This is a genomic window from Tateyamaria sp., from assembly GCF_039945315.1.
In the GTDB taxonomy this organism is placed as follows: domain Bacteria; phylum Pseudomonadota; class Alphaproteobacteria; order Rhodobacterales; family Rhodobacteraceae; genus Tateyamaria.
In genome coordinates this window covers 146,982-171,476 of the sequence record NZ_JBDUXB010000063.1, presented here as the reverse complement: position 1 = coordinate 171,476, position 24,495 = coordinate 146,982, and the positions used below count along the sequence as shown (strand labels likewise).

Sequence of the window (24,495 nt, the reverse complement as noted above, 5' to 3'; positions counted from 1 at the left end):
TTGGAAAGTAAGGCTCCAGACGCGTCATCTGCGCGTCGTTCAGCCAGTAAAGATCGCTCACATCACCACTCGATTTTCGACCGCTGAATCACGCAGGAAGGAAGAAATCAATGGGTCCTGACCCTAGCGGCCGCGTGGGATGCTGCACAGCGCCCTTGCATCTGGGTTCGCCGCAGGGGTGCCAATCAGATGTGTCCAAAGCCGAAGGGTCGTGCGTGGGATGAAGATATCTTTTCACAAATTGTCTCGCGCATTAATCCCACGGTAACGCAACACAACGCGCGCTGCATTAACCCATAAAAACCGTGCATCCCCGGTGCACAGGTTGTGCACACTCTGTGCACGCAAATCATACCCGATTCGCCCTGTTTTTCGTGGCCGTTAACCACTTATCGGCGCCGCCAGTCCAATCCCGTCTCCGTGCGACCCTCTGGCGTGTACTCTGCGCTGACCCATCCCTCGTATCCGCTCGCATCAATCGCCGCGAAAAGGGCTGGAAAATCGATCTGCCCGGTGCCCGGAGGCGTGCGGTTCGGCGCGTCCCCGATCTGGATATGCCGGATCAGGGGTCGCAGTTTTTCAAAGGTCCCAAGCGCATCTCCTGTAATCACCTGAGCATGATAGCTGTCATATTGAAGACCCACATTCGATGCGCCAACTGCCTCGATAATTTCGGCCGCCAGATCAAAATTCGACAGGAAATACCCCGGCTGCGCGATTTGATTTAGCGGCTCTAGGCTGAGGCACAGGCCCTCAGGCAAACCAGAAGCCGCACGTTTCAAATTGGCGATCATGGTCTCTTTCGCCGCATCGCCCTGACCGACACCACTCATAACGTGAATGAACCGAGCACCAAAAGCCTGCGCGTATCGAACGGCCCGGCGCATATCATAGTCAAACCGCGCTTCGCCTCCGGGGGTTGCCGCAAACCCCCGTTCCCCACCTGTGTAGTTTGGGCCGGGTGCATTCAACAGCACCATCTCCAGCCCGTTTCGATGAAGCGCCTTTTGCGTCTCCGGAGCAGGGGTGTCGTAAGGGAATAGGATTTCGACCGCCTCAAATCCAGCCTCTGCAGCAGCATCAAAACGGTCGAAATAAGGCAATTCAGCCCAAAGATGTGTCAGGTTGGCAGCAAACTTCGGCATACCCGGCAGGCTAACGCGCCCTTGGGAGTAGCGCCATCAAAACGTCTCGACCCATGGGCGTAATGCAATCTCGTTTGACCAAGCGGAACGATGCTGGTCGATCAACTGGATATAAGCTGTGGCGACTGCGTCCGGATCCAGCATCTTGTCCGTGCCATCATCCGTACGCTCAGGTCGCTCAGTGTTGGAAATACCACCGTCGATGTTGACCCACGCCACATGGATACCTTTTGGGTGCAGTTCGCGCGCCATAGATTGAGCAAGTCCTCTCTGCGCAAATTTGCCCATCGCAAAAGGGGCTGAGTTCGGGAACCCTTTGACGCCAGCAGAGGCGCCGGTGAACAGGATTGTGCCGCGCTTGCCTTCATGCTCGGGCTGGGCCTGCATCACCTTGGCTGCTGCACGGCCCATCAGGAAGGATCCAAACGCTGTGATTTCGATGGCACGTCGGACTTCTTCAGGGTCAAGTTCTGACACCGGGCCACGACTGCGCGCAGATGGGTTGTAGACAGCGACGTCCAGCCGACCTTCAATGGAGGCAAAGAGCGCATCAACATCGCCCGGATCACTGCCATCCAATGCAACAGTCCGTGCGTGAGTTTCATCCGCAAGCATCGCCAGCTTGTCGGTGTTGCGTGCCGCCAGAACAATGGTGTTCCCACGCGCATGCAATTGCCGCGCAAGTGACGCAGACAGCCCACTGCCTGCGCCGATGATCAAAGCCGTTCCTTTGGTCATAAATCTGTCTCCAAGCCTTAGGTTGCGGGCCTGACGGCACCTCCGTCTTATGCCCACAATGAAAGCATTTGTCCCAAAAGACCAAGATCATCTAATACACAGGCGAAGTGCACCTTGAAGTAAGGCGCGTGTTTCGTGCGCCCGGATCAGGGCAATTCGTCTGACGGGATCACCCCGAAGAACTGCCCCCCCGACCACACACCAAACCAATCGCCCTCATGCACACACAAATCCACAAGGCGATAAAAACTCTTGCGGTCGATCAGCGCTTCAAGGTCGGCACGGATAAGGATGTAAGGCGACGGCTCGCCGGTTTCAGGATCACGCACGACCCGAATGGGGTGGTCGGCCCCGGCAATGGCTACGTCCCCAACATGGGTGGTAAAGGTCAACGTTTGCTTGGCACCTTCTCCTTCGGGTTCAAAATCAACGGCCACAAACGGAGCGTCGTCCACCGTGATTCCGACCTTTTCAACCGGTGTCACAAGGAAATATTTGCCATCTTCTCGCTTGAGAATCGATGAAAACAATTTGACCAAACCGGGCCGCCCGATTGGGGTGCCCTGATAAAACCATGTCCCATCCCGCGCGATCCGCATGTCCAGATCACCGCAAAAGGGCGGGTTCCACAGATGTACAGGCGGCAAACCGCGTGTTTTTACAGCATTGATCGACGCAACCAGCCCTTCGGCATCAGGTGTCACAGTTTTTTGTCCACTCATATCTTTTGCCATTCCACCTTAAGGCAATAGGTTGTCTGATAGAGTATATCCCGAAGGAAAGAGAAGTCATGACCCCACCCGAGGATCTTGTTGCCGAAATCGAAGTACTGGGAGGGAAGCTGGCCGAAGCCAAGGCCTCGATCACCAAGCGCTTTATCGGGCAGGAGCGGGTGGTTGATCTGACGCTCACAGCCCTGCTTTGCGGCGGTCACGGCCTGCTGATTGGCCTGCCGGGTCTGGGCAAAACACGATTGGTCGAAACACTCAGCACGGTGATGGGGCTCGACGGAAGCCGCATTCAGTTCACGCCTGACCTGATGCCTGCTGACATTCTGGGGTCCGAAGTTCTGGATACGGACGACGACGGCAACCGGAGTTTCCGATTCGTGCCTGGCCCCGTGTTCTGCCAATTGCTGATGGCGGATGAAATCAACCGCGCCAGCCCGCGCACCCAATCCGCGCTGTTGCAGGCGATGCAGGAAAAGACGGTGACTGTGGCCGGACAAGATCGCCCTCTTGGCGTGCCGTTCCATGTGCTGGCCACCCAAAACCCGATTGAGCAGGAGGGCACCTATCCCCTGCCGGAAGCGCAGCTTGATCGCTTCCTTGTGCAGATTGACGTCCTGTACCCGGACCGAGCGACCGAGCGCGACATACTTCTGGCAACGACCGGAACAGAGGACGCGCAGGCCACTGCTGTGTTCTCAGATGGTGAGTTGCTGGCAGCGCAAACTTTGCTGCGCCGGATGCCCGTCGGCGACAGTGTGGTTGAATTGATTCTAGATCTGGTAAGTGCTTTCCGTCCATCAGAACCCGATTCATCTGCCCAAGTGCGCGAAACTGTCGCTTGGGGTCCAGGCCCACGCGCAGCTCAAGCCCTCATGTTGGCCGTACGGGCACGCGCCCTGTTGCAAGGGCGTCTTGCGCCGTCGGCCGAGGATGTCATCGACATGGCCCGCCCAGTTCTCTCCCACCGCATGGCGTTGAATTTTGCAGCACGCGCCCGTGGGGATAGCTTGTCCGACTTGATCGAGGAAACCGCCGCCACGCTCAGCCGCCAAGAGGCTGCCGCGTGACAACCCCCGTCGCCCTGCGAGAAAAGGCCGAGACTCAGGCCGCGCGCCTGCCCGCCCTTTTGGCGCGGGCGGAGCACCTTGCAGGAGCCGTCCTGCTAGGCGATCACGGTCGCCGCTGCGCAGGTATGGGCGATGATTTCTGGCAATACCGCCCAGCCCAGTTGGGCGACAGTCGCCGCATGATTGACCACCGCCGCAGCGCCATGGGTGATGTGCAGTTCGTGCGAGAGCGCGAATGGCAAATTGCTCAATCTGTGATGCTGTGGGTTGATCAGGGGGCGTCGATGGGCTTTGCGTCGAACAAAGACCTCACGACTAAAGCAGAACGCGCCCGCGTTTTGGCGCTGGCCTGCGCCATCCTCTTGGTGCGGGGTGGGGAACGCGTCGGGCTGACCGGTACGCGATTGCCTCCACGTCGAGGCAATACGCAGATTCTGCGGCTGGCAGAAATGTTTTCAGAAGACGCCAAAGAAGATTACGCCCCACCAGAACACCGGGCTATGGTGCCGCACGCCCGCGCGTTCTTTGTGTCGGATTTCATGGGAGATATCGACGCCGTACGCACCGCTCTGACCAAAGCCGCAGATCGCGGCGTGCGCGGCGTTCTGCTTCATGTACTTGACCCGGCAGAAGAAGCGTTTCCGTTCCGTGGCCGCACCGTATTTCAAAGCATGGGCGGCACTCTCGAGCATGAAACTCTCAAAGCATCTGACTTGAAGGACCGCTATTTAGAGCGGCTCGCTGCCCGCAAGGCAGAGCTACAGAGTCTATGTTCCGTTGCAGGTTGGACCTATGGCCTGCACCACACAAACACCTCCGCACAATCCGGTTTGCTGTGGATTTGGCGGGCACTTGATGGTGGAAGGGCACGCGCATGACCGTTTTCGGCCCCATCGGTTTTGCTGCCCCGTGGCTGCTGATCGCACTAGTTGCGCTTCCCATATTGTGGCTGATCCTACGCGCGATCCCTCCTGCACCGATCCGCCAACGCTTTCCGGGCGTGGCGCTGTTGCTGGGCCTCAAGGACGACGAATCCGTATCCGACCGCACACCTTGGTGGCTATTGCTGCTGCGTGTGCTCGCCGTGGCTGCAATGATCATTGGGCTCGCCGGGCCGGTCCTGAATCCCGAAGATGACGGCCAAGCCGGAAGCGGGCCCCTGCTGGTTGTTATGGACGGCAGTTGGGCAGGCGCCGCACAATGGCCCCGCCTGATCGAAGCGGTTGAGGGTGAGTTGCGCCGTGCTGGAACCACAGATCGTCAGGTCGCACTGCTAAATCTGGCCGATCCCGAACCAACTGTCTTTCAGGCAGCCAATACAGTCACAACGCGCCTGCCCGGCGTCGTCCCTTCTCCTTGGCAACCCGGTGATCCCAACACTGTGACCGCCAATCTACCGGGTGGAGGTTTTGAAACAGTTTGGTTCAGCGATGGCGTGGACTATCCCGGTCACGCGGATCTCCTTGCCGCCTTGGAAGAACGAGGGACCGTACGCGTCGTTCAGGCGGTTTCGGATGTGATTGCCTTGACCCCGGCGCGGTATGTCGACGGGTTGATTGAGCTGACCGCCTTGCGCGTCTCAGCCGGCCCGGAACGAGGTGTCACGGTTTTGGCCCAGGGTCGTGACCCGGCCGGAAACGCCGCGATTCTGGCCAGCGCAAACGCCGTATTCGACGCCGGAACCACCAGTGCAGACACAGCATTGTCTCTGCCCGCCGAGCTGCGAGCGCGCGTCACGCGCTTTGAGGTACAGGGCGCGAAGTCTTCCGGCGCTGTGACATTGGTAGATGATAGCCTGCGCCGCCGCGAAATCGCGTTGATTGCGGGGCGCGATGGACGTGAGGGTCTCGAACTGCTCTCCCCGCTGCATTACCTCGAACGCGCGCTCGCACCCACAGCGGACCTGTTGAGAGGTGCCCTTAGCGACGTGTTGCCGGCAAACCCGGACGTGATCGTGCTCGCCGATGTGGCCACCTTGTCAGATGGTGAAGCCGAGGCGATTTCCGCCTGGACCGATAAGGGTGGTTTACTCTTGCGCTTTGCCGGACCCCGTGTGGCAGCGAGCGACATATCCCGGATTGACGAAGACCCGTTGATGCCCGTTCGCCTGCGCTCTGGTGGACGCAGTGTCGGTGGCGCGATGAGTTGGGGATCGCCAAAGACACTCGCGCCTTTTACTGAAGGCTCGCCGTTCTTTGGTCTTACCGTTCCCAATGACGTCGCCATCACCGCCCAAGTGATGGCCCAACCTGACCCGACCCTTGCCGAGCGGGTGGTTGCAGAGTTGAGTGATGGCACACCGTTGGTAACGCGCAAGCGTTTCGGACAAGGGCAGATCGTTTTGTTTCACGTCACGGCCAATGCCGAATGGTCGTCTTTACCCCTTTCGGGACTGTTTGTGGAAATGCTCGAACGGCTCGCGGTTTCGTCGACCAGTTCTGCGCCCAACGCAGACGATCTGGAGGGGACAATCTGGACACCCCAAATCGTCATGGATGGCTTTGGAGACTTGCGGGACGCAGGCGCGATGCCGGGCGTGCCTGGTCCGAAGCTGGTCTCGGACCCCGCCGGGCCGAACCTTTTGCCAGGCGTCTACATCTCGGGCGAACGCAGCCTTGCGCGCAATGTTCTCACGGCAGAGGCGGTTTTGACCCCCACAGAATGGCCTGCGCGGATCGAAGTGTCTGGCCTTGCGATTGTCCCTGAACAACCGCTTGGTGGCCTTTTACTGGCAGCCGCCATCGGTTTGCTACTGGTTGACGTCATCGCATCTTTGGCTCTTTCAGGGCGGCTGACAGGCGGTGTGCGCGCACGCGGCACAGCAGCGCTGATCGCAGCGCTTTTGATTGCACCAGTGGTCCCCAACCCCGCACATGCCCAACAAAGCGCAGAAGATGAAATCGCCGCCGCCTCGGAAGTTGTGCTGGCCCATGTCATCACCGGCGACAGCGAGGTCGATGAAGTTGCACAGGCTGGGTTACGGGGTCTTTCGGATACCTTGTTTTTCCGCACTTCGGTCGAACCGGCTCCGCCGATCAGCGTCGACCTCGAAACGGATGAGCTGGCTTTTTTCCCCATCCTCTACTGGCCCGTCACACCGGATCAGCCACGCCCGTCACGCGAGGCCTACAGCAAGTTGAACGACTACCTGCGGTCCGGTGGGCTCATCCTTTTTGACACCCGTGACGGTGACATCGCAGGCTTTGGTACAGCCAGCCCGAACGGGCGCAAGTTGCAGGATCTGGCAGCGCCGCTCGACATCCCGGCCCTTGAACCGATCCCACGCGATCACGTTCTGACGCGCACCTTTTACCTGTTGCAGGACTTTCCGGGCCGCCACTTGAACGGCGAGGTTTGGGTCGAGGCCGCCCCCCCCGGCGCAGAACAGGTCGAAGGGATGCCATTTCGCAACCTTAATGACGGCGTCACGCCAGTCGTGATCGGTGGCAATGACTGGGCGGCGGCGTGGGCCGTCACCCCAAGCGGTCAAGCGATGCTACCGGTGGGTCGCGGATTTGGCGGAGAACGTCAGCGCGAGTTGGCTTACCGCTTCGGAGTTAACCTCGTCATGCATGTGCTCACCGGAAACTATAAAAGCGATCAGGTCCACGTGCCTGCACTGCTTGATCGGCTTGGCCAATGACCGGAACTGTCCTTTTTGATCCACTGTTGCCTTGGCCTGTTTTGGCCATTTTGGCGGTCGTTGTCTTGGGCGGCGTCGTTCTGGCCGTGATGCGCGGTCTGTCCGGTTGGGCGCTGCGTGGCATGGCCGGGCTTGTCATTCTTGGCGCACTTTCTGGCCCATCACTTCAGGAAGAAGACCGCGCCCCATTGAACGATATCGTCATTCTTGCCGAAGACCAAAGTGCAAGCCAGCGGCTGCGAGACCGGCCGGACCAAACCAAAAGTACAGCAAATGCAATCGCCGCAACCCTCGCCGCGCGCGAAGGCACCGAAGTACGGCGTATCACCGTGTCGGATGGGGACGAAGACACGGGCACCCGCTTGATGAGCGCGCTGTCGGATGCACTGGCCGAAGAACCGCGCGCGCGGATTGCAGGCCTGATCGCGATCAGCGACGGGGTTGTGCACGACGCTGACCTGCCGTTGGAATTTCCCGCGCCATTGCACGTCCTGCTGACCGGCAAGGACACGGATTGGGACCGCCGCCTATTGGTCAAAAATGCGCCGGCCTTTGCCATCATTGGCGAATCCGTCACGCTGACCTTGCGGATCGAAGACAGCGGCGCGGCCCCAAATGATGCAGGCACCGCCCCGCTGGATATCTCTGTCGACGGCTCTGAACCGCAGCGCTTCAACATCCGTATTGGCGAGGACATCGATCTGCCCATCACTTTGCCCCATGGCGGACGCAATGTGATCCAGTTTTCGGTTCCCGAAGCCGAGGGCGAGTTGACCGACCGCAACAACACAGCATTGATCCAAATGAATGGGGTGCGTGACCGGCTGCGTGTGCTGCTGGTATCGGGCGAACCGCATGCGGGTGGGCGTACGTGGCGCAATCTGCTCAAGTCAGACAGTTCTGTCGATCTCGTCCACTTCACCATTCTACGCCCACCAGAAAAGCAAGACGGCGTGCCCGTTGGAGAGTTGTCCTTGATCGCCTTTCCAACGCGAGAATTGTTCCTCGAAAAGATCGATGATTTCGATCTGATCATCTTTGATCGCTATAAACGGCGGGGGATTCTGCCCTCTCTTTATCTGGATAACGTCGCCCGCTACATCCGTGATGGTGGCGCGGTTCTGGTTGCTGCGGGCCCCGACTTTGCTGGCGCCGACAGTCTTTACCGCTCACCACTTGGGACCGTCATGCCCGCCGAACCATCAGCCCGCGTACTGGAAGAAGCGTACCGCCCAACTGTGTCTGACATTGGCGTACGTCACCCTGTAACGACCGGTATGCCTGGTGCGGGCGACTGGGGGCGCTGGTTGCGCCAGATCGATGTGGCCGCACGACAAGACAGTATGGTGGTAATGGAAGGCATCGACAATCGCCCATTGCTGGTATTGGAGCGGGTTGATGAGGGGCGCGTTGCGCTGCTGGCCTCTGATCACGCGTGGCTGTGGAACCGCGGATATGAAGGCGGTGGTCCACAACTGGAGCTGCTGCGTCGGCTTGCCCACTGGATGATGAAAGAACCCGAGCTGGAAGAAGAGGCGCTGACCGCCATTGCCACAGGTCAGTCCATGCGCATCCAGCGCCGTACATTGTCTGACGCTGTGCCGCCAGTCACTGTGACCGACCCAAACGGCGCGACTGTTGAACTGTCCCTCACAGAGGTTGCGCCAGGCCAGTTCGAAACCCGTTTTGACGGGCCTGAGATTGGGCTTTACCGCTTGGAGAACGGAGAGCAAAGCGCAGTCATTGGCCTTGGACCCGCAGCGCCGAAAGAGTTCGAAGCAACCATCGCAACTGCAGATATCATCGGCGAGCGGGTGGCCCGCACCCGTGGTGGAGTATTGCGCATAGAAGAAGGCGTGCCGCGCATTCGGACTGTACGCGAGGGCCGACCTGCCGCAGGACGCGGTTGGATCGGGATCACACCGCGCGGCGCCTATGAAACGCAGGATGTGCGCCAGATGGCATTGTTGCCCCCGTGGTTGGTTCTGCTTTTGGCGGCAGGGTTTATTACCGGCGCATGGTTGCGCGAAGGGCGCCGCTAAGGGCGCAGTTCGACGGCCACCCGGGCGGAGCGACCCGAAGCATCGATCACGGCAATGTTCGAAAATCCGGGCGATGTGAGATCGACCGAGAGTGTGCGTTGGCGCAAGCCCGATGTTATCGGCGCGCCGTTAAGCAACACTGTCAGCGGCAAGTGGCCCCCTTCCACTTTGACCATTGTGTCCGCATCCTCCAAGACAGCTCCATCCGGGGGAAAGCTCACTACCGGGCCCGACGCATTGGGTTGGGCAGGGCCGAAACGGCGCAAAGGCGCGGGCAAGTCTGCAGTGGTTACGATCAGCGTGTCAGGCGGCGGCGGCGGCGGTGGGTCTAGTTCGGGTTTGAGGCGTCCGAACGCCTCAAACAGCAACGGAGCTGCATGATCTGCGCCAAACGCACCCGGCACCGGCGTTCCGTCTGGCCGCCCGATCCAAACCCCAATCACGTGCCGTCCGTCATAACCAAACGCCCAGGCGTCCCGGTGTCCATAAGACGTGCCGGTCTTGTAAGCCAACCCACCTTGGGACCCTGCAGGCGGTACAATGCCGCGCAAGATATCTCCTACCTGCCATGCCGCGCGCGGAGCGATCACCTGATCTGTTTGCGTTTCGCCCAGCCGTTGATCATTGATCGAAACAGCTCTTCCTAGCTGCGCGAGTCCCGCATAGACCTTTGCAAGATCTTCGAGGCTTAGCCCAATTCCCCCCAACGCAATAGCAAGACCCGGTTTGCCACCAGGCAACACGGGTTCGGCACCAAATGCACGTAAGCTTGCCATCAGGCGCTGCGGCCCAAGCCTGTCGGTCAATGCAACTGGCGGGATGTTCAAGGATTGAGCCAATGCTGTCCGCGCCGTTACATCCCCGCGAAACTGCCCATCAAAGTTTTGCGGCGCATATCGCCCAAATCGCGTGGGTCGATCTGCAAATATGGTGTCAGGGTGCGCAAGCCCACGATCAAAACCAAGCCCATATATCAACGGCTTTAGTGTCGAGCCGGGCGAGCGTTTTGCGCGCGTCATATCAACAAAGCCAAGCGCGCCATGTGCATCCGAGTAATCAGTCGCGCCCACGCGGGCAAGGACCGCCCCATTGTGGTGATCAACAACCATTAACGCGACGGAATCGCCCACCGCCTGATCCGCCGCATGCATCCGAACCATAGTTTCCATCTGTTTCTGCACCGGTGCGTGCAAGGTGGTCACGAAACGTGTTTGATTGAGCTGCTCGATGCGCAATGCATCCGCCAGATGCGGTGCAAGACGCGGCAAAGGGCGCATAGCGCGTGGGACATCTGACATGACCTGCGCCGCTCCGATCCGTTCAAGAACCCTGTCACGGGCCATCCTTGCGGCATTTGGGTGCCGGTCTGGCCGCCGGTTCTCGGGCGACTGCGGCAGGGCCACCAACAATGCCGCCTCCGACGGAGACAGACGGGTCGGCTCTTTGCCGAACCACACATGGGTTGCACTGCGCACGCCTTCGAAGCGACCACCATAAGGTGCGTGTTGGAGGTAGAGATGCAGGATGTCAGCTTTGCTCAGGGTCCGTTCCAAGGCCCAAGCCAGCCGCATCTGACGCAGCTTTCCGCGCAACGACCCAGTGCCGGAGTTTTCAAGCAATCGAGCCGTCTGCATTGTGAGCGTGGACCCGCCAGACACCACGCGCCCATGAAAGGCCGCCTGTACGGCGGCGCGCATCATGGCCCACACGTCGACTCCGTTGTGTCGGTAGTAACGCTTGTCCTCGTAAGCGATCAGCATGTCGGTCAGCGTGCTGTCCACAGTTCCCTGTGTCACGGCTAGGCGGATGCGCCCGTTCTCAACCGCGAACGCGCGCATCAGCGTGCCCTGACGGTCCTGCATTTCCACCGAGGTCTCAGTCAGCATTGCAGGCAGGTCAGTGCGCTCGACCCATTGATCCCAGACGGTCCAAATCACGCCGACACCAAGCAACAGAGCTGCAATCAACAAAAAAGTTCGGCGCGACTGCCTCACTCTGTCACCACTGTGCGACCTGTGTCTGTCACGGCACGGTACTCGGCCCGATACATATCCTCGACAGAGGCTGCGGGATGGTGAAAGTCGCCGGGGCTGACGGCACGCGCTATATAAGCCAGTTCAAACGCTTCTTCACCGCGGTGATCCACTGCGGCCAAGAACCGATCATTGCGAAATTCGGCGTGTTGGGTATCAGCAGGCGTCAGCCAATCAAGCCCACGCACATCCCCGGATCGCAGCAGATTTGGATTGTCGATCTCGATCCCAGCAGGCAACGGATCATCAACCATCAACCGCGCACCGACGGGCTCAAACGGAACGACGCGCAAAACAATCACGCGCCGTTCGCCGACTCGCCATGGTCCACTGACCAACGTGCCCTCCATATCGTACTCGCTACGGGTGATCGCATAGCCATATCCGCCCGCCTCCGGTGGTGTTAGCGGGACGCCGTAGGTGGTCAGGGTCACATCCTGCGCGACGCCCGAAATGTTGCGGATCGCAGATGGCGCTTCGCCGACACTACGGGTCTGCACTAGTGGTCCTGCGACGGGCGCGTCATCGACGCTCAGCACCGCCGCACCAGATCCGCCCCGCAAAGCCTGGGACGCCATCAAAATTTGAGCAGCCTCTTGGGTCGAATACCGCCCCTGACTCGCTGTCAATCCAGCAGCGAGTTGGGTCTGGTTAACTGCTGTACTGCCTGCCTCAACTGCCAGATGCAGAAGGCCTGCTGCATCCCGCAAAGCCGTGCCATAGTCATCACGCCAGCCGGGTGTCGTGTCACTTGTACGCCGCGCCAAATCTTGAGCTAGTTGGAACATCCGGTCGGCGCGGGACTGTTCTCCGTAGCTTGCCAAAGCCGCCCCCAATTGACCGCGCGCAAGAGGGGTCGAAAAGGCTTCTGCCTTCGTGTCAGCATAGTAACGAAGATCACCGATTGAAGCTGCACCAGCACGCGCAAGCACCAAAAGCGCATAGGCGATATCTTCGCCGCCTGTGTCAAAATCAGGCGCATAGTTGATACGATTGCGCAGATTATCGAGCGCGATGCGTATGGCCGCGTCTGGAACGTCATACCCTTGCACCTGCGCACGCGTGAGGAAATCAGTGACATACGCGTCAAGCCAGAAGTCGCCCGACTGCGCCTGCCATAGTCCGAACGCGCCGTTGCCTGTCTGCCGCGTTAGCACCTGCGTAATGGCGCTTTCAACGCGTTCTCTGATCCCCTCAATGCCCGCTGCACTTGCAGTTTGCGGCAGATAAAGCAGGGGAAGAGCAGCGGAAGTGACTTGTTCGGTGCATCCGTAAGGGTAGCGGTCCAGCTGCCGCAACAAGCCGGGCATGTCAAAGCGGGCAAGCGGACCGGCTGCGAGTGTCGCACTGGCAGTGTCACTGCGGAAGTTGGCGAATACGTTGTCGTCGAAGGTCAGCACTTCACCCGCGCCAAGGGCAAAACGACGGGTTGTTGCAATCAGCGGATCATTCGCCCGCACACCAAGATTGAGATTCTTGGTCAGGACCGTTCCGCCCGGTGTTGTTAATGCGACATCAATCCTGTGATCACCTGTGCCCAACGCAGAGACAGGAAGGGCCACTCGGACGGTTGCCCCATCACCAATATCAATCTGCGCAGGCGGCGGTCCCAAATCCAGACCCGAAGATTTGACCGACAGCGCCATTGGTCCCGATGCGCCCGCCGCATGGACAAAATCGAGCATCACACGGCTGCTATCTCCGGGCGCAAGAAAGCGCGGGAGTGCAGCTGAAATCACAACCGGATCGCGCGCAAGCATGTCCGTTGACGCCTGACCGACACCAGTGTCGGACCAGGCCACCGCCATCAAGCGAACCGTTCCGTTGAAGTTTGGCCGCTGCACAGAGATGGTGGCGCTGCCGTCAGCGTTCAGCGCGACCGGTCCGGAAAACACAGCCATCACCGCTTCGGTCGGTGGCGGCCCGGCGCGTTCCATGCCGCGTGACGCATCTCCGCCCGAGCGGACGGTTCCCATTGCACCGGTGCTTGTGTCGATAAGCCGTCCGTACATATCGCGCAATTCCACCCCAAGCCTGCGTTGCCCAAAGTAGTGACCTTGTGGATCCGGGTTCTCAAATCGCGTCAGGTTCAGGATACCGACGTCAACTGCTGCAAGCGTGACATAGCCGGGCACACCGCCAAGGCCCTCGACCTGCACCTTCACATCGGTTGTACCTGCCTGCCCATCCACTGCTTCAGGTGCAATAATGCGGACCTGCAAGGCTTTGTTGCCGGGATCAACCTTAGCGTGGGCAACACCCAGAACACGGGATGGTCCGCGCGCTTCGGTTCCGCTGCGCAGGATCGACGCAGTAACGTACGCACCCGTACCCCATGCTTCTGTGACAGCAATTGGCAGAACGGATTCTCCCTCGGAAACAGGCACGGCCTGTCGGGAAATCACGCCACTTGAGAGCACAGACACCAATGCGGTGCCATCAAATGGAGCGACTAACCGCAGTTGAGCAACGTCCCCAACACTGTAACTCGTGGCGTCCAGTGAGAGGGCAAGACGATCAGGCGTCGCGCTGCTGTCCACACCACCGTACCACCCTGATGAAAATCCGACTGAGCTAGCGGTGTACGTGCCGCTTTTGGCCTCAACGACCAGTTCGTAATCTCCCCATTCAGTTGCAACTTCCAGTGCTTGAGGAGTCGTATTCAGCCCAAGCTCTCCACGCGCCACACGGATGCGTCTGGTTACCGGTTCCCAATTCCAGTTTCCGTAAAGTTGATACCATTGGTATCGGGTTTCGATCTTGTTCACCGTCCATTGGACAGGCAGCACGTCCGCGCCAACGGCTACTAGATCGAAACTGGCTGTACCCCCTTCGGGCAAGACATCGTCAAACCCCGGGCGAATGCCGATCACTGGTCCATTTGGGGCAACCGGCCGGGTGAGAGATTGTTCAACCGGCCGCCCGCCGTTGTCCGAAACCCGCACAGTCGCGACGGCTTCAAGCAGAACGCCTTCCGACTCTGCTTCCGGCAACTCCAGTTGTATGCGCGCAGAGCCTACCCCGTCTGTCCGCCCACCGTCAAAGTATTGGCTTTGGGCAGAGAATCGAGCGTCATAACGTCCAAAAAGATATCCCGGCCATCCGTCAACACTGTCCCTAATTTGAAGGCGGATATCCCCTTCCACCGCCAGATTGGCGCCCGGCGCGCCAAATAGGTATTGCGCATCGACCTGCAAACGCGGCAGAATCACCGGGTCAATCGCCCCCTCATCCATGTTCAGCGTGACGGCGATGCGATCAGGGATGAAATCCTCCACCAGTACGGTTGTGGTTGCCAATGGCGGCGCGTCCAGATCGCCCATCACGGCGATACGCCAGGTGCCGCGCGGCGCACTCGCGGCAAGCGGCAAAGCCAGCACATGCCCCCCTGCTTGTCCCGCCGCACTGACGACACGCGTGTACTCAACCCCGTCCGGACGGCTCAGGATTGCCGTCACTGGCAGGCCCTCAATTGCTTGCACACGGACGTCACGTGCGAGGGCCGTGGCAAAGATCGTGGCCCCGGGGCGGTAGGCGCCGCGATCGGTGGTCAGAAAGACGTCAATTTGTGGCGCGGGCGGACGCCCTTCAACGCCGCGATCGGACAAATCAAAGGCGGGGTCGGTTAAGGGTAAAAAGACAAAGTCATCGCCTGTCTCGACCTGCAACAACGCAGGCGCTGCTGCGCCGCGTCCGCGGATCAGGCCGGAGGCGAAACTGGCAAACCCATCGGCATCTGTCACAGCGCTACCCAACACCGCGTTCGCATTCGAGATCAGTTTTACCTCGGCCCCTGCAATGGCCCCGGTATCACTCAGAGCACGGACGGCTGTTGTCAGACCATCGTTGCCCTGCCACGTGCTGACCCCCAGATCAGACAAAACGAACCACTGCGAGGCTGTAAGAACTTCGTATACGTCACTGCCTGGCACCCGCGCGCTCAACACATAGATACCAGTCGGCTGATCCTTGAGCACATCACCAAGTGGTAGTCGCGTCTGCATCTCTTGGTTCAGCACGCTCTCAACTTGCCCTGTCCCGCGCCAAACCTCTTGCGCGATTTCTTCGTCGAACTGGTCCTGCTGCCATCGGGACAAGGGGCGTCCAAAGAAGTCGGCCTTGAGCGACTGGACAAGATTCCGGTCACTGACTCGAGACAGCACCAAATCGACTGTTTCGAGGTTCACCGTCTCGATAGGCACGCCGGCACCCGCAGTGCGCGGCAGCACATACGCACGGCCCGAAAACCGAACCGCCGGCGCACGATCACGCACATAGAGGGTGAGGTCGACGTCCTTGTGCAGCACCTCTCCACTCGCGCTCGGTAAACCCGAACGAAGGGTTATTTGATACCGCTCACCGTGAGTTGCACCGTCCAGACATAATTCGCGATCACTGACCTGCGGGATCAAACCTTGCAATTGGCTGCGCACAAAGGGGTCGTAGTCCACACCCGCTTGCACCAGCGGTTCGGAAAACGTCGCGCATATCCGAGGTTGGGCGGCATCACTTTCAACACGTGTATCAATCACCCGGAACCCGTGCTTTGCGACCGCTTCATCCAGTGCAGCAGCAATATCATCACGCGGCTGCAAGGACTGAGCAAGACGAAGCGCAGGAATCATATCGCGCCCACGACCATTGGCCTCCAGAGCCTCTGCCAGACCTTGCAACGCGCTGGCCTGTGCACCCGGACTTGCGCTGCGCAAAAAGGCGTTGAGCGCCGCAGGTACAGCTTCGCGACGGCCTTGATTGCGCACGCGGGACGGCGTTTGATCACCCAGACGAAGAGCTAAGTAGGCGTAGCGTGACCACAGATCAGGCGCGTCACTCAACGCGACGGCCGCTCCCGTCCAATTGAGCGCACCAGCGCGATCTCCACGATCCCAAGCCGCGCGGGATGCGGCCAATAGCGCCTCAACGGTCTGACCATTGACCGGATGTCGCGTCCCGACAGCCTCGGCAAGACCGAGGGCCGCTGCGCCGTCTTGTTCTGATGCACCAAGTGTAAGAGCGCGTGCACTAGCAGCTTGATTCAGCCCCGGATCATTGAGCAAACGGGTGGCCGACACTGCACCAACATAGGGTTGCTGATCCGAAATCGCAGACTTTGGAAAACAGGCGTTTGATCGGCTGTTGAAAGTAAAGGCAACACATTGCGAGTCCGCGTTGCAAGCTCGTTGGCATGCCGGAAATGTAGTGTCGAACAGGGCAGTGCGATCTGCTCCGAAAAAATCCATGTCTTGCGTTAAAATATAGCGTTGATCCGGGATGACAGCTTGGGCAATTGCGGCGCTGCTCCAGAAAAGAACAAAGCAGATCAGACCAAAAATTCGCATTCTAAAACTCCGGGACAACAGGAACGCAGGACATCTCCAACCTGACACGCCCGAGACGCGGCATGCAAATGTTTCGACGCTGCCAGGTTAAGTCGATCTTCACCAGCGCCGTGACATAGAGAGCCTCAGAGGATTTTGGCGGAGCAACGAAATGAGCCTGGCAAACAAGCTGGCCTTGGAACGGCGTGGTCGATTGGCGGCTGAACGGCTGTTGGAGCTCAAGGAAGCGGAATTGTCCGCCGCCAATCGCAAACTTGGGCGCCATGCAGCGGCTTTGCAGGGCGAAATTGTGGAAACCCGGGCCGAAGTGGCCAATGTCAAAACCGAAAATGAACGGGTCAAAACCGAACTCGGGCAAGCTAATCAAAAGGTCGAAATCGCCGAACGGCGCTTGTGGCACTCAGTACAGACAATCACGGACGGCTTTGCGTTCTTTAATTCTGAAAATCGAATGATTGCTGCCAACAGCAGCTACCTGACAGTGTTTGATAATCTCGAATTGATCCGCCCTGGCGTGCACTATGTCACCATCCTACAAGTGTTGACCGATGAGGGGATAATTAACACGGGCAAGTTGACCCCAGAGGCATGGCGCGAATTGATGACGGAACGGTGGATGCAGCCGCAGCCAGAACCGATCACCATCCGCCTGTGGAACGACCAGTACATCAAACTCGTTGATCGACGCGGACATGGGGGCGACATCGTCTCACTTGGTTTGAACATCACCGAAGCTGTTCAATACGAAAAACAACTAAAATCTGCACGGGCCGAAGCTGAAGCCGCCAGCCGAGCCAAATCTGCATTTCTTGCAAACATGAGCCACGAGATCCGCACGCCCATGAACGGGGTTGTGGGGATGGCAGAACTTCTATGCGATACTGGACTGAGCGAGGAACAACAGCTCTATGTAGAAACGATCAAGAACTCCGGCGAAGCGTTGCTGGTCATCATCAATGACGTCCTCGATTATTCCAAGATCGAAGCGCAGAAGCTGCAGTTGCACCCCGAACCTTTCGATCTGGAACGCTGCATTCATGATGTGATCATGCTGTTGCAACCTTCAGCCCGAGAAAAGAACCTGACGTTACTGGTGGATTACGACCTGTTCTTGCCGACTGTTTATGTCGGTGATCCGGGGCGCATACGTCAAGTGCTGACCAACTTGATGGGCAACGCAGTGAAATTCACGTCCCAAGGTCATGTGCTCGTGCGGGTCACCGGTGTTCCCGATCTCGAAAATGGTCAAGCGGTCGTCAACATTGCCATCGAGGACACCGGCATCGGGATCCCAGAAGACAAAATTAAACACATCTTTGGCGAGTTCAATCAGGTCGAAAATGAACGCAACCGCCAGTTTGATGGTACCGGGTTGGGCCTCGCCATTTCCAAGCGCCTTGTGGACCTGATGAGCGGTGAAATGTGGGTTACAAGCGAGGATGGCGTCGGCTCATGCTTTGGCTTCAAAGTGCCTTTTGAGCTAGGCACGGCTGAACTACCCGCACATCCGCCCGTGCCGGAGGGGTTGCGGCTCATAATGGTGGTCGACGACATCGAAGCCAACCGCACCATCCTACGGAGGCAATTGGAACAGATCGGGATGGGTGTTATGACATGCTCGAACGCCAAGGAGGCGCTTGAGCAACTCAACCAAATCGATCTGGTGCTGACCGATCACAATATGCCCGGAATGGACGGTCTCGAGTTGGCCGAAGCCACCTGTGCCGCTGGGTCAGAGGTGCCGATCGTCCTGCTCAGTTCGAATTCAACCTATGCCGCAAGCGATCCTGGCGCGCAGCATGTCCATGCGATCTTGCAAAAACCCTTGCCGCGCGCCGACCTTTTCACCCATCTGCAATCTGTTGGACCTTTGCTTGGAAACCAGAAAGCCAACACGGCCAATTCTGGATCGGACGAGCGCAAAATGCGGGTTCTGGCGGCTGAGGACAACAAGACCAACCAACTCGTGTTCCGAAAGATGATCAAGAATGCCGACGTTGATCTCGAATTTGCAGACAACGGCGAGGAAGCGGTCGAGTTGTTCCAAAGCTTCGAACCGGACATGATCTTCATGGACATCTCGATGCCAAAAATGGACGGGAAAGAGGCAGCAACCAAAATCCGCGAGATCGAGAAAGAGCGCGGTGGACATATCCCGATCGTAGCCCTGACTGCGCATGCAATGGACGGAGACGATCAAGGTATTCTGGCAAGCGGCATCGATCATTACCTGACCAAACCTCTGCGCAAGCCACAGATACATTCCAAACTCAGGGAGCTATGCCCTGCAGAAGCATCTCCACCTTTTCCGGAAGAGGAGGCGGATGCACGTCAGACGGGGTAACGGCGGACAAAAACCAAACGCTGTTCGTCGGAGGCGTTTGGCTGATACCGATATCCGTCAGTCTCAAAGGCGCGCAGACCGTCCAGGTCGCGCACTTGGTTTTGCACCACATGCCGTGCCATTGCTCCCCGGGCTCGTTTTGCAAAGAAACTGACGATCTTCGGCCCTGCCCCTTTGTCTTCCATGAAGACTGGCGTGATCACGCGCGGTTTAAGCGCTTTTTGCGGAACAGCGCCAAAATATTCCTGACTGGCGCAATTCACGAGCAGATCCGTCCCAACGGCTTCAGCCTGAAGATTGATCGCTTTGGCAATATCACTCCGCCAATAATCGTAGAGCGAAGCCCCGCGCCGCGTCTTGAGCTTACTTCCCATTTCCAATCTGTAGGGCTGGATCGCATCAAGCGGCCGCAGCAGTCCATATAGACCAGACAAAATCCGTAGATGATCCTGAGCATATGCCACCTGATCGTCTTTCAGGGTTCTGGCTTCCAGGCCCTGATATGTATCTCCCGCGAAGGCAAACATGGCAGGACGGGTCGTTTCGGCACCCGGCGCATTTTCAAACGCAGCAAACCGCGCGCGATTCAGCCTTGCCAGATCGTCGCTCAGATCCATCAGCCCTTTCAATTTGCCCAGCGTCAGGTTCCGCGCGGTACGGGCTAGACGCACTGCATCTTCCTGCATCGCAGGTGCCGTCGTCTGTACGTCCTGCTCTGCCCAATCCAGCCGCTTGGCCGGAGAAATCACCACCAGCATTTCACCACCCCCAATTCCTTTTGTGATGATCTAGCTCGCGTCACGCAGCACGTCCAGAAAGGCCGGGCCAAATCGTTCGGCCTTGCGATCCCCAAGCAAGCGCTCAATCGCAGCATCATCCCCAACGCGCAGTTGTGCGACTTTCGCCAATTGGGACGCCGAGCAGCTCAGCGGTTTGTCTGTCCCGTCCGTGCCACGCGCCAATTCTGCCTGCACAGCAAGCAGTTGGTCATAAATTGCACCGGCACCCTGTCCAGCAAGCTTCCGACGTGTAGGATGCAGCGCCGCAGCCTCACCATTGATCACCTCAAGGAAAGCGTCTCCGAATTTTTCAAGCTTTTTGGCACCAACACCACTGACCTGCGCCATCTGATCAAGGTTATTGGGCCGTTTCTCGGCCATTTCGATCAGGGTCCGGTCAGGAAAAATCACATAAGCTGGCACCCGCGCCGCCTCAGCCAAACCACGCCGTTTCGCTTTAAGAGCGCTGAGTAACGGTGCGTTTTCTTCCGAGACCATTTCTTTCACAGCCGGGCGTCGGTTTACGGCCGCCGCAATCGTATCGCGTCGCAGCGAAATCTTGGCCTCGTCTCGCAGGATAGGCAGCGCCGCGTCTGTCATGCGAAGTGCGCCATATCGATCCGGGTCTGGGCGCACCAGATCGTGCCCCATCATCTGACGAAACACGGCCTGCCACTGCCCTTTCGAACATTCCTTGCCAACACCGTAGGTCGGCAGTTTGTCATGCCCGCGTTGCATGATTTTTTCCGTCTTGGCACCGAGTAAGATATCGATCAGGTGCCCGGCACCAAACCATTCGTCAGTCCGAAGCATCGCCGACAACGCCTTGCGAACCGCCGTGGTCCCGTCAAACACGTCGGCGGGTTGGTCACATAGATCGCAGGTGCCGCACTTCACATCCGTTTCGCCAAAGTACCCCAGAAGTGTTTTGCGACGGCATTCCAGAGCCTCAGCCAACCCCAAAAGTGCATTCAACCGAGCATGATCCGCCATGCGCCGTTCGGGCGGCGCCAACCCTTCGTCAATCTGGCTGCGCCGCAATTTGATGTCTTCGGGTCCAAACAGCGTGAGTGTTTCGGCAGGCGCCCCATCTCGCCCTGCCCGTCCAATTTCCTGATAGTAGGCTTCGATGCTTTTGGGCAGGTCCGCGTGGGCCACCCAGCGGATATCCGGTTTGTCCACGCCCATGCCAAAGGCAACCGTAGCGGCGACGATCAACCCGTCCTCTTGCTGAAAGCGACGCTCTGCTATGCGCCGGTCGTCGGCTTCCATGCCACCATGATAGTGGATGGCCGTGTGACCTGCTTCACGCAGAGCTTGGGCTAGCGTCTCGGTCTTGGCCCGTGTGCCGCAATAAACGATGCCGGATTGTCCTTTGCGTGCAGCAGCAAAGTTCAAAATCTGCGCGCGTGGGCTGTTCTTGGCTGCGAACGCAAGGTGGATGTTGGGTCGGTCAAAGCCGCGCAGGAATGCGCGCGGAGGCGTGCCGTCAAACAGCTTTTGTACGATCTCGGCTTGGGTTTCAGCGTCTGCTGTCGCAGTGAATGCGGCTAAAGGCACATCTAGTGCGCGCCGCAACTCGCCGATCCGCAGATAGTCTGGGCGAAAATCGTGACCCCACTGGCTCACGCAATGCGCCTCGTCCACGGCGATCAAAGACACGCCTATTCGGCGCAACATCCCAATCGCCGACCCAGCGCCGAGCCGTTCTGGCGCCATATACAAAAGTTTCAGTTCACCGCGTTCAAGCGCTGTCCACACGGCATCCGTTTCTTCAGGGGTATTGCCGGATGTCAGGGCGCCTGCTGCGACGCCTGCCTCTTGCAGGCTACGCACTTGATCCCGCATCAGGGCGATAAGCGGGGAGATGACCACGGTCACCCCATCCCGCATCAGTGCAGGCAACTGAAAACAAAGAGATTTACCGCCGCCAGTGGGCATAATGGCAAGGGTGTTCTCCCCTGCCACAACAGCGTCCACAATCTCTTCCTGACCCGGTCGGAACCCGTCGAACCCAAAGATGTCCCGCAACAGCGTGGCAGCGCCCGTATTGGAGAAATCCATGTCTCAAAACCCTGTCAAATTTTATGTGTTCTGCTCGTTTGATACAGACTCACATTTTAACAGGCTGTGAACAAGACCTGGAGGTCAGGCGAGCCCGAAAATCGCAGGCAAGATAAAGGATCGGAATGCAATCAACGCCACAAAGGCCACGAGCGGCGCCAGATCAAGCGGATGTGTGTCGGGCATGATGCGCCGAATGGGGCGATAAATCGGTTCCAGCAACTTGTTCAGCCCTTGCCAGATCTGCGCAACGATCGGCTGGTGCAGGTTTAGCACCTGAAAGCTGATCAACCAGCTCATGATGATGTGCACGATCATGATCGTGTAAACAACGCTCAGGATCAGTTGCAGCGTTTGATAAATGGCCAGCATATTTGGCGTCCTTTTCGTTTTCCAAGACGTAGGGCGCTAAGCGAAGTGGCGCAAGGTCACTTGGCCAGCCTATTGAAGTTTCGCGGCAAAACCGCATCTACGTCAGCAAGGAGTAATAGCCCATGTTTCCTTTCGTACGTCTTGTCAAAGACCTAGTGATCGCTCGTCGCCAACCCGGCATCGGGCTGACGGATATGCACATTTCGCACCACATGGTTTGGCCGTGGGATCTGGATGGGTTTCTGGAGTTGAATAACGGACGTGCTTTAACGCTCTATGATCTTGGGCGGCTTGGTATGGGTGTTCGTGCAGGATTGATGACCGCCCTCACTACGGAAAAATGGGGTTTGACGATGGCTGGATCCTCCGTCCGTTATCGCCGCCGTTTGCGCGCGTTTGAGCGGTTCGAAACCCGCAGCCGCGCAGTGTGTTGGGACGACAAGTTTGTCTACATCGAACAGTCGATGTGGAAAACGGATGGGGAATGCGCCAGTCACGTTCTGTATCGCGCAGCCGTCACCGACAAAAATGGGATCGTTTCGCCAGACAGGGTGCTAGAAGCCATGGGGCAAACCGGACCGTCGCCCGAAACACCGGACTGGATTGCCGCCTGGATCAAGGCAGAGGCCTTGCGCCCTTGGCCGCCTATGCAGGAAACGACCACTACGCAGCTGCGCGCCGCGGCGTGAGTTTGACAAATCGCGTCGATTTGCAGCCGATCTTTGCCTCAAAGATCAGTTGATCCGCCGACACTTCCAACAACCTTTCCTTGCCACACTGGTTGCGGCCTGCTTTGGTCAAACCACAAAAAAAAGAATGTGGGGAGCAGGGAATGGCCGATATCAGTGTAAAAAAACGAATCTGGGGTTGGTTCTTCTTTGACTGGGCCAGTCAGCCTTATCATACTGTTCTGCTCACCTTCATTTTCGGACCTTTCTTTGTCTCGCTGGCCAGCGAGAATTTCATGTCTCAGGGTGTTGAAACAGATCTGGCTAAAGCCAATGCTCAGGCGATGTGGTCGTTCACGCTGACGATCACCGGGTTGATTATCGGCTTTGGCGCACCCCTCCTTGGGGCGATGGCAGACACCGGCGGGCGACGCATGCCGTGGATCATAGCCTTTTCGGCGATGCTGGTTGTTGGCGCAGGCGGACTTTGGTTTACCGAGCCCGATGGCGGCAACTTGATGTGGATGCTGATGGCCTTTGCCTTCGGGTTCATTGGGGCGGAATACGCACTGATCTTTATCAATGCTCAACTTCCATCGTTGGGCACTCAGGAAGAAATCGGGCAGATTTCTGGATCTGCTTTCAGCTTTGGCTATGCAGGGGGCGTCATCTCTCTGTTCATCATCCTGCTCCTTTTCGCCGAACAACCCAGCGGCAAAACCCTGATCGGGCTCGACCCCTTCTTTGGGCTACTTGATGCCGACGCCCGAGAGGGCACGCGGTTCGCAGGCCCGTTTGTCGCCCTCTGGTTCAGTTTCTTTATGATCCCCTATTTCCTTTGGGTTCGAGAAGTCAGACCGACAGGCACACGTACCTCTGTCGGCGCGGCGCTATCTAGGCTGTGGTCTACCGTGCGCGCACTGCCAGCCAAACGCAGTCTGTTCACCTATCTCGGCTCCTCTATGCTTTACCGAGACGCGCTTAATGGACTTTACAGTTTTGGTGGCACTTTCGCCTTGCTGGTGCTGGATTTCAGTGTCGTGCAGGTCGGTGTGTTCGGGATTATCGCGGCGATGGGAGCTTCCGTTTTCAGCTATTTGGGCGGGCATGCGGACAAGCGCTTCGGCCCCAAACCTGTGGTCATTTTCACGATACTTGTCCTGATGGGCGTGTGTTTCATGCTGGTAAATCTGTCGCGCGACGCGATGTTCGGCATTCCGCTCGCTGAAGGATCGGCCGCACCCGACATCATCTTCTACATCTGCGGCGTGCTGATCGGGGGCATGGGCGGGGTGATGCAATCTGCCAGCCGTACGCTTATGGTGCGACATTGCAATCCCGACGCCCCTACCGAAAGCTTTGGACTCTATGGTCTGACAGGCCGTGCGACGGCCTTTATGGCACCGTTCTTGATCGGCGTTGCAACCACGGTGACAGGCAGCACGCAGCTTGGCGTCTCACCGCTTTTGGCTCTCTTTCTTTTGGGTCTGATCATGCTACGCTGGGTCAAACCAAAAGGGGAGATTTGAC

15 protein-coding genes are annotated in these 24,495 nt (G+C 58.4%); 7 read left to right on the top strand and 8 right to left on the bottom strand.

Going from position 1 to position 24,495, the window contains the following annotated elements:
• Positions 1-389: 389 nt before the first annotated feature.
• From ABJD00_RS22025 to ABJD00_RS22015, 3 genes are all read right to left on the bottom strand, one after another.
• Positions 390-1,145 carry a hydroxypyruvate isomerase family protein gene (locus ABJD00_RS22025; RefSeq protein ID WP_413849357.1) on the bottom strand — a complete coding sequence of 252 codons (756 nt, stop codon included), beginning with the start codon at positions 1,143-1,145 and terminating at the stop codon, positions 390-392.
• Positions 1,146-1,181: 36 nt separating this feature from the next.
• A complete protein-coding gene (locus ABJD00_RS22020) occupies positions 1,182-1,883 on the bottom strand; it encodes an SDR family NAD(P)-dependent oxidoreductase (protein ID WP_413849355.1) in 702 nt (233 codons plus the stop codon).
• Positions 1,884-2,029: 146 nt separating this feature from the next.
• Positions 2,030-2,605 carry a DUF1285 domain-containing protein gene (locus ABJD00_RS22015; RefSeq protein ID WP_413849353.1) on the bottom strand — a complete coding sequence of 192 codons (576 nt, stop codon included), beginning with the start codon at positions 2,603-2,605 and terminating at the stop codon, positions 2,030-2,032.
• Between the two features lie 68 nt (positions 2,606-2,673).
• Between ABJD00_RS22015 and ABJD00_RS22010 the strand changes: the two genes are divergently transcribed.
• Genes ABJD00_RS22010 through ABJD00_RS21995 form a run of 4 tightly spaced genes read left to right on the top strand, consistent with a single transcriptional unit; the run spans position 2,674 to position 9,366 of the window.
• Complete coding sequence (locus tag ABJD00_RS22010) at positions 2,674-3,681, top strand: AAA family ATPase (protein ID WP_413849351.1); 1,008 nt, start codon at positions 2,674-2,676, stop codon at positions 3,679-3,681.
• On the top strand, positions 3,678-4,559 hold the full coding sequence (locus ABJD00_RS22005; protein ID WP_413849349.1) for a DUF58 domain-containing protein: 882 nt from the start codon (positions 3,678-3,680) through the stop codon (positions 4,557-4,559). The genes ABJD00_RS22010 and ABJD00_RS22005 overlap by 4 nt, the downstream gene beginning before the upstream one ends.
• The gene (locus ABJD00_RS22000; RefSeq protein WP_413849347.1) at positions 4,556-7,324 is read left to right on the top strand and encodes a DUF4159 domain-containing protein; all 2,769 of its coding nucleotides are present in this window, start codon (positions 4,556-4,558) and stop codon (positions 7,322-7,324) included. Before ABJD00_RS22005 ends, ABJD00_RS22000 begins: the two co-directional genes overlap by 4 nt.
• Positions 7,321-9,366, top strand: a complete 2,046-nt coding sequence (locus ABJD00_RS21995; RefSeq protein ID WP_413849345.1) for a hypothetical protein — start codon at positions 7,321-7,323, stop codon at positions 9,364-9,366. Before ABJD00_RS22000 ends, ABJD00_RS21995 begins: the two co-directional genes overlap by 4 nt.
• Here ABJD00_RS21995 and pbpC read toward each other — a convergent pair.
• On the bottom strand, positions 9,363-11,303 hold the full coding sequence (gene pbpC / locus ABJD00_RS21990) for a penicillin-binding protein 1C (protein WP_413849343.1): 1,941 nt from the start codon (positions 11,301-11,303) through the stop codon (positions 9,363-9,365). The genes ABJD00_RS21995 and pbpC overlap by 4 nt on opposite strands.
• A gap of 53 nt (positions 11,304-11,356) precedes the next feature.
• Positions 11,357-16,738: an alpha-2-macroglobulin family protein gene (locus ABJD00_RS21985; protein ID WP_413849341.1), complete on the bottom strand. Its 5,382-nt coding sequence runs from the start codon at positions 16,736-16,738 to the stop codon at positions 11,357-11,359.
• 151 nt (positions 16,739-16,889) lie between these two features.
• Between ABJD00_RS21985 and ABJD00_RS21980 the strand changes: the two genes are divergently transcribed.
• Entirely contained in the window at positions 16,890-19,082 is a 2,193-nt protein-coding gene (locus tag ABJD00_RS21980; protein WP_413849339.1) for a response regulator, read from the top strand.
• Here ABJD00_RS21980 and yaaA read toward each other — a convergent pair.
• The 3 genes from yaaA to ABJD00_RS21965 form a co-directional block, all read right to left on the bottom strand.
• On the bottom strand, positions 19,070-19,840 hold the full coding sequence (gene yaaA, locus ABJD00_RS21975; RefSeq protein WP_413849337.1) for a peroxide stress protein YaaA: 771 nt from the start codon (positions 19,838-19,840) through the stop codon (positions 19,070-19,072). The two genes, ABJD00_RS21980 and yaaA, sit on opposite strands and share 13 nt — an antisense overlap.
• 30 nt (positions 19,841-19,870) lie before the next feature.
• Positions 19,871-21,925 (bottom strand): DNA helicase RecQ, encoded by a 2,055-nt coding sequence (gene recQ, locus ABJD00_RS21970; RefSeq protein ID WP_413849335.1) that lies wholly within the window; start codon positions 21,923-21,925, stop codon positions 19,871-19,873.
• Between the two features lie 84 nt (positions 21,926-22,009).
• Positions 22,010-22,297 (bottom strand): YggT family protein, encoded by a 288-nt coding sequence (locus tag ABJD00_RS21965; protein WP_108838397.1) that lies wholly within the window; start codon positions 22,295-22,297, stop codon positions 22,010-22,012.
• A gap of 122 nt (positions 22,298-22,419) precedes the next feature.
• Here ABJD00_RS21965 and ABJD00_RS21960 point away from each other — a divergent pair, with 122 nt between their 5' ends.
• The gene (locus tag ABJD00_RS21960; RefSeq protein WP_413849333.1) at positions 22,420-22,986 is read left to right on the top strand and encodes an acyl-CoA thioesterase; all 567 of its coding nucleotides are present in this window, start codon (positions 22,420-22,422) and stop codon (positions 22,984-22,986) included.
• Positions 22,987-23,129: 143 nt separating this feature from the next.
• Complete coding sequence (locus tag ABJD00_RS21955) at positions 23,130-24,494, top strand: MFS transporter (RefSeq protein ID WP_413849331.1); 1,365 nt, start codon at positions 23,130-23,132, stop codon at positions 24,492-24,494.
• Position 24,495: the final 1 nt, after the last annotated feature.

Coding starts and splice junctions, on each gene's coding strand:
- ABJD00_RS21955 (WP_413849331.1), top strand. CDS start 23,130: ATGGCCGATATCAGTGTAAAAAAACGAATCTGGGGTTGGTTCTTCTTT.
- ABJD00_RS21960 (WP_413849333.1), top strand. CDS start 22,420: ATGTTTCCTTTCGTACGTCTTGTCAAAGACCTAGTGATCGCTCGTCGC.
- ABJD00_RS21980 (WP_413849339.1), top strand. CDS start 16,890: ATGAGCCTGGCAAACAAGCTGGCCTTGGAACGGCGTGGTCGATTGGCG.
- ABJD00_RS22000 (WP_413849347.1), top strand. CDS start 4,556: ATGACCGTTTTCGGCCCCATCGGTTTTGCTGCCCCGTGGCTGCTGATC.
- recQ (WP_413849335.1), bottom strand. CDS start 21,925: ATGGATTTCTCCAATACGGGCGCTGCCACGCTGTTGCGGGACATCTTT.
- ABJD00_RS21985 (WP_413849341.1), bottom strand. CDS start 16,738: ATGCGAATTTTTGGTCTGATCTGCTTTGTTCTTTTCTGGAGCAGCGCC.
- ABJD00_RS22010 (WP_413849351.1), top strand. CDS start 2,674: ATGACCCCACCCGAGGATCTTGTTGCCGAAATCGAAGTACTGGGAGGG.
- ABJD00_RS21965 (WP_108838397.1), bottom strand. CDS start 22,297: ATGCTGGCCATTTATCAAACGCTGCAACTGATCCTGAGCGTTGTTTAC.
- ABJD00_RS22020 (WP_413849355.1), bottom strand. CDS start 1,883: ATGACCAAAGGAACGGCTTTGATCATCGGCGCAGGCAGTGGGCTGTCT.
- ABJD00_RS21995 (WP_413849345.1), top strand. CDS start 7,321: ATGACCGGAACTGTCCTTTTTGATCCACTGTTGCCTTGGCCTGTTTTG.
- ABJD00_RS22015 (WP_413849353.1), bottom strand. CDS start 2,605: ATGAGTGGACAAAAAACTGTGACACCTGATGCCGAAGGGCTGGTTGCG.
- ABJD00_RS22025 (WP_413849357.1), bottom strand. CDS start 1,145: ATGCCGAAGTTTGCTGCCAACCTGACACATCTTTGGGCTGAATTGCCT.
- yaaA (WP_413849337.1), bottom strand. CDS start 19,840: ATGCTGGTGGTGATTTCTCCGGCCAAGCGGCTGGATTGGGCAGAGCAG.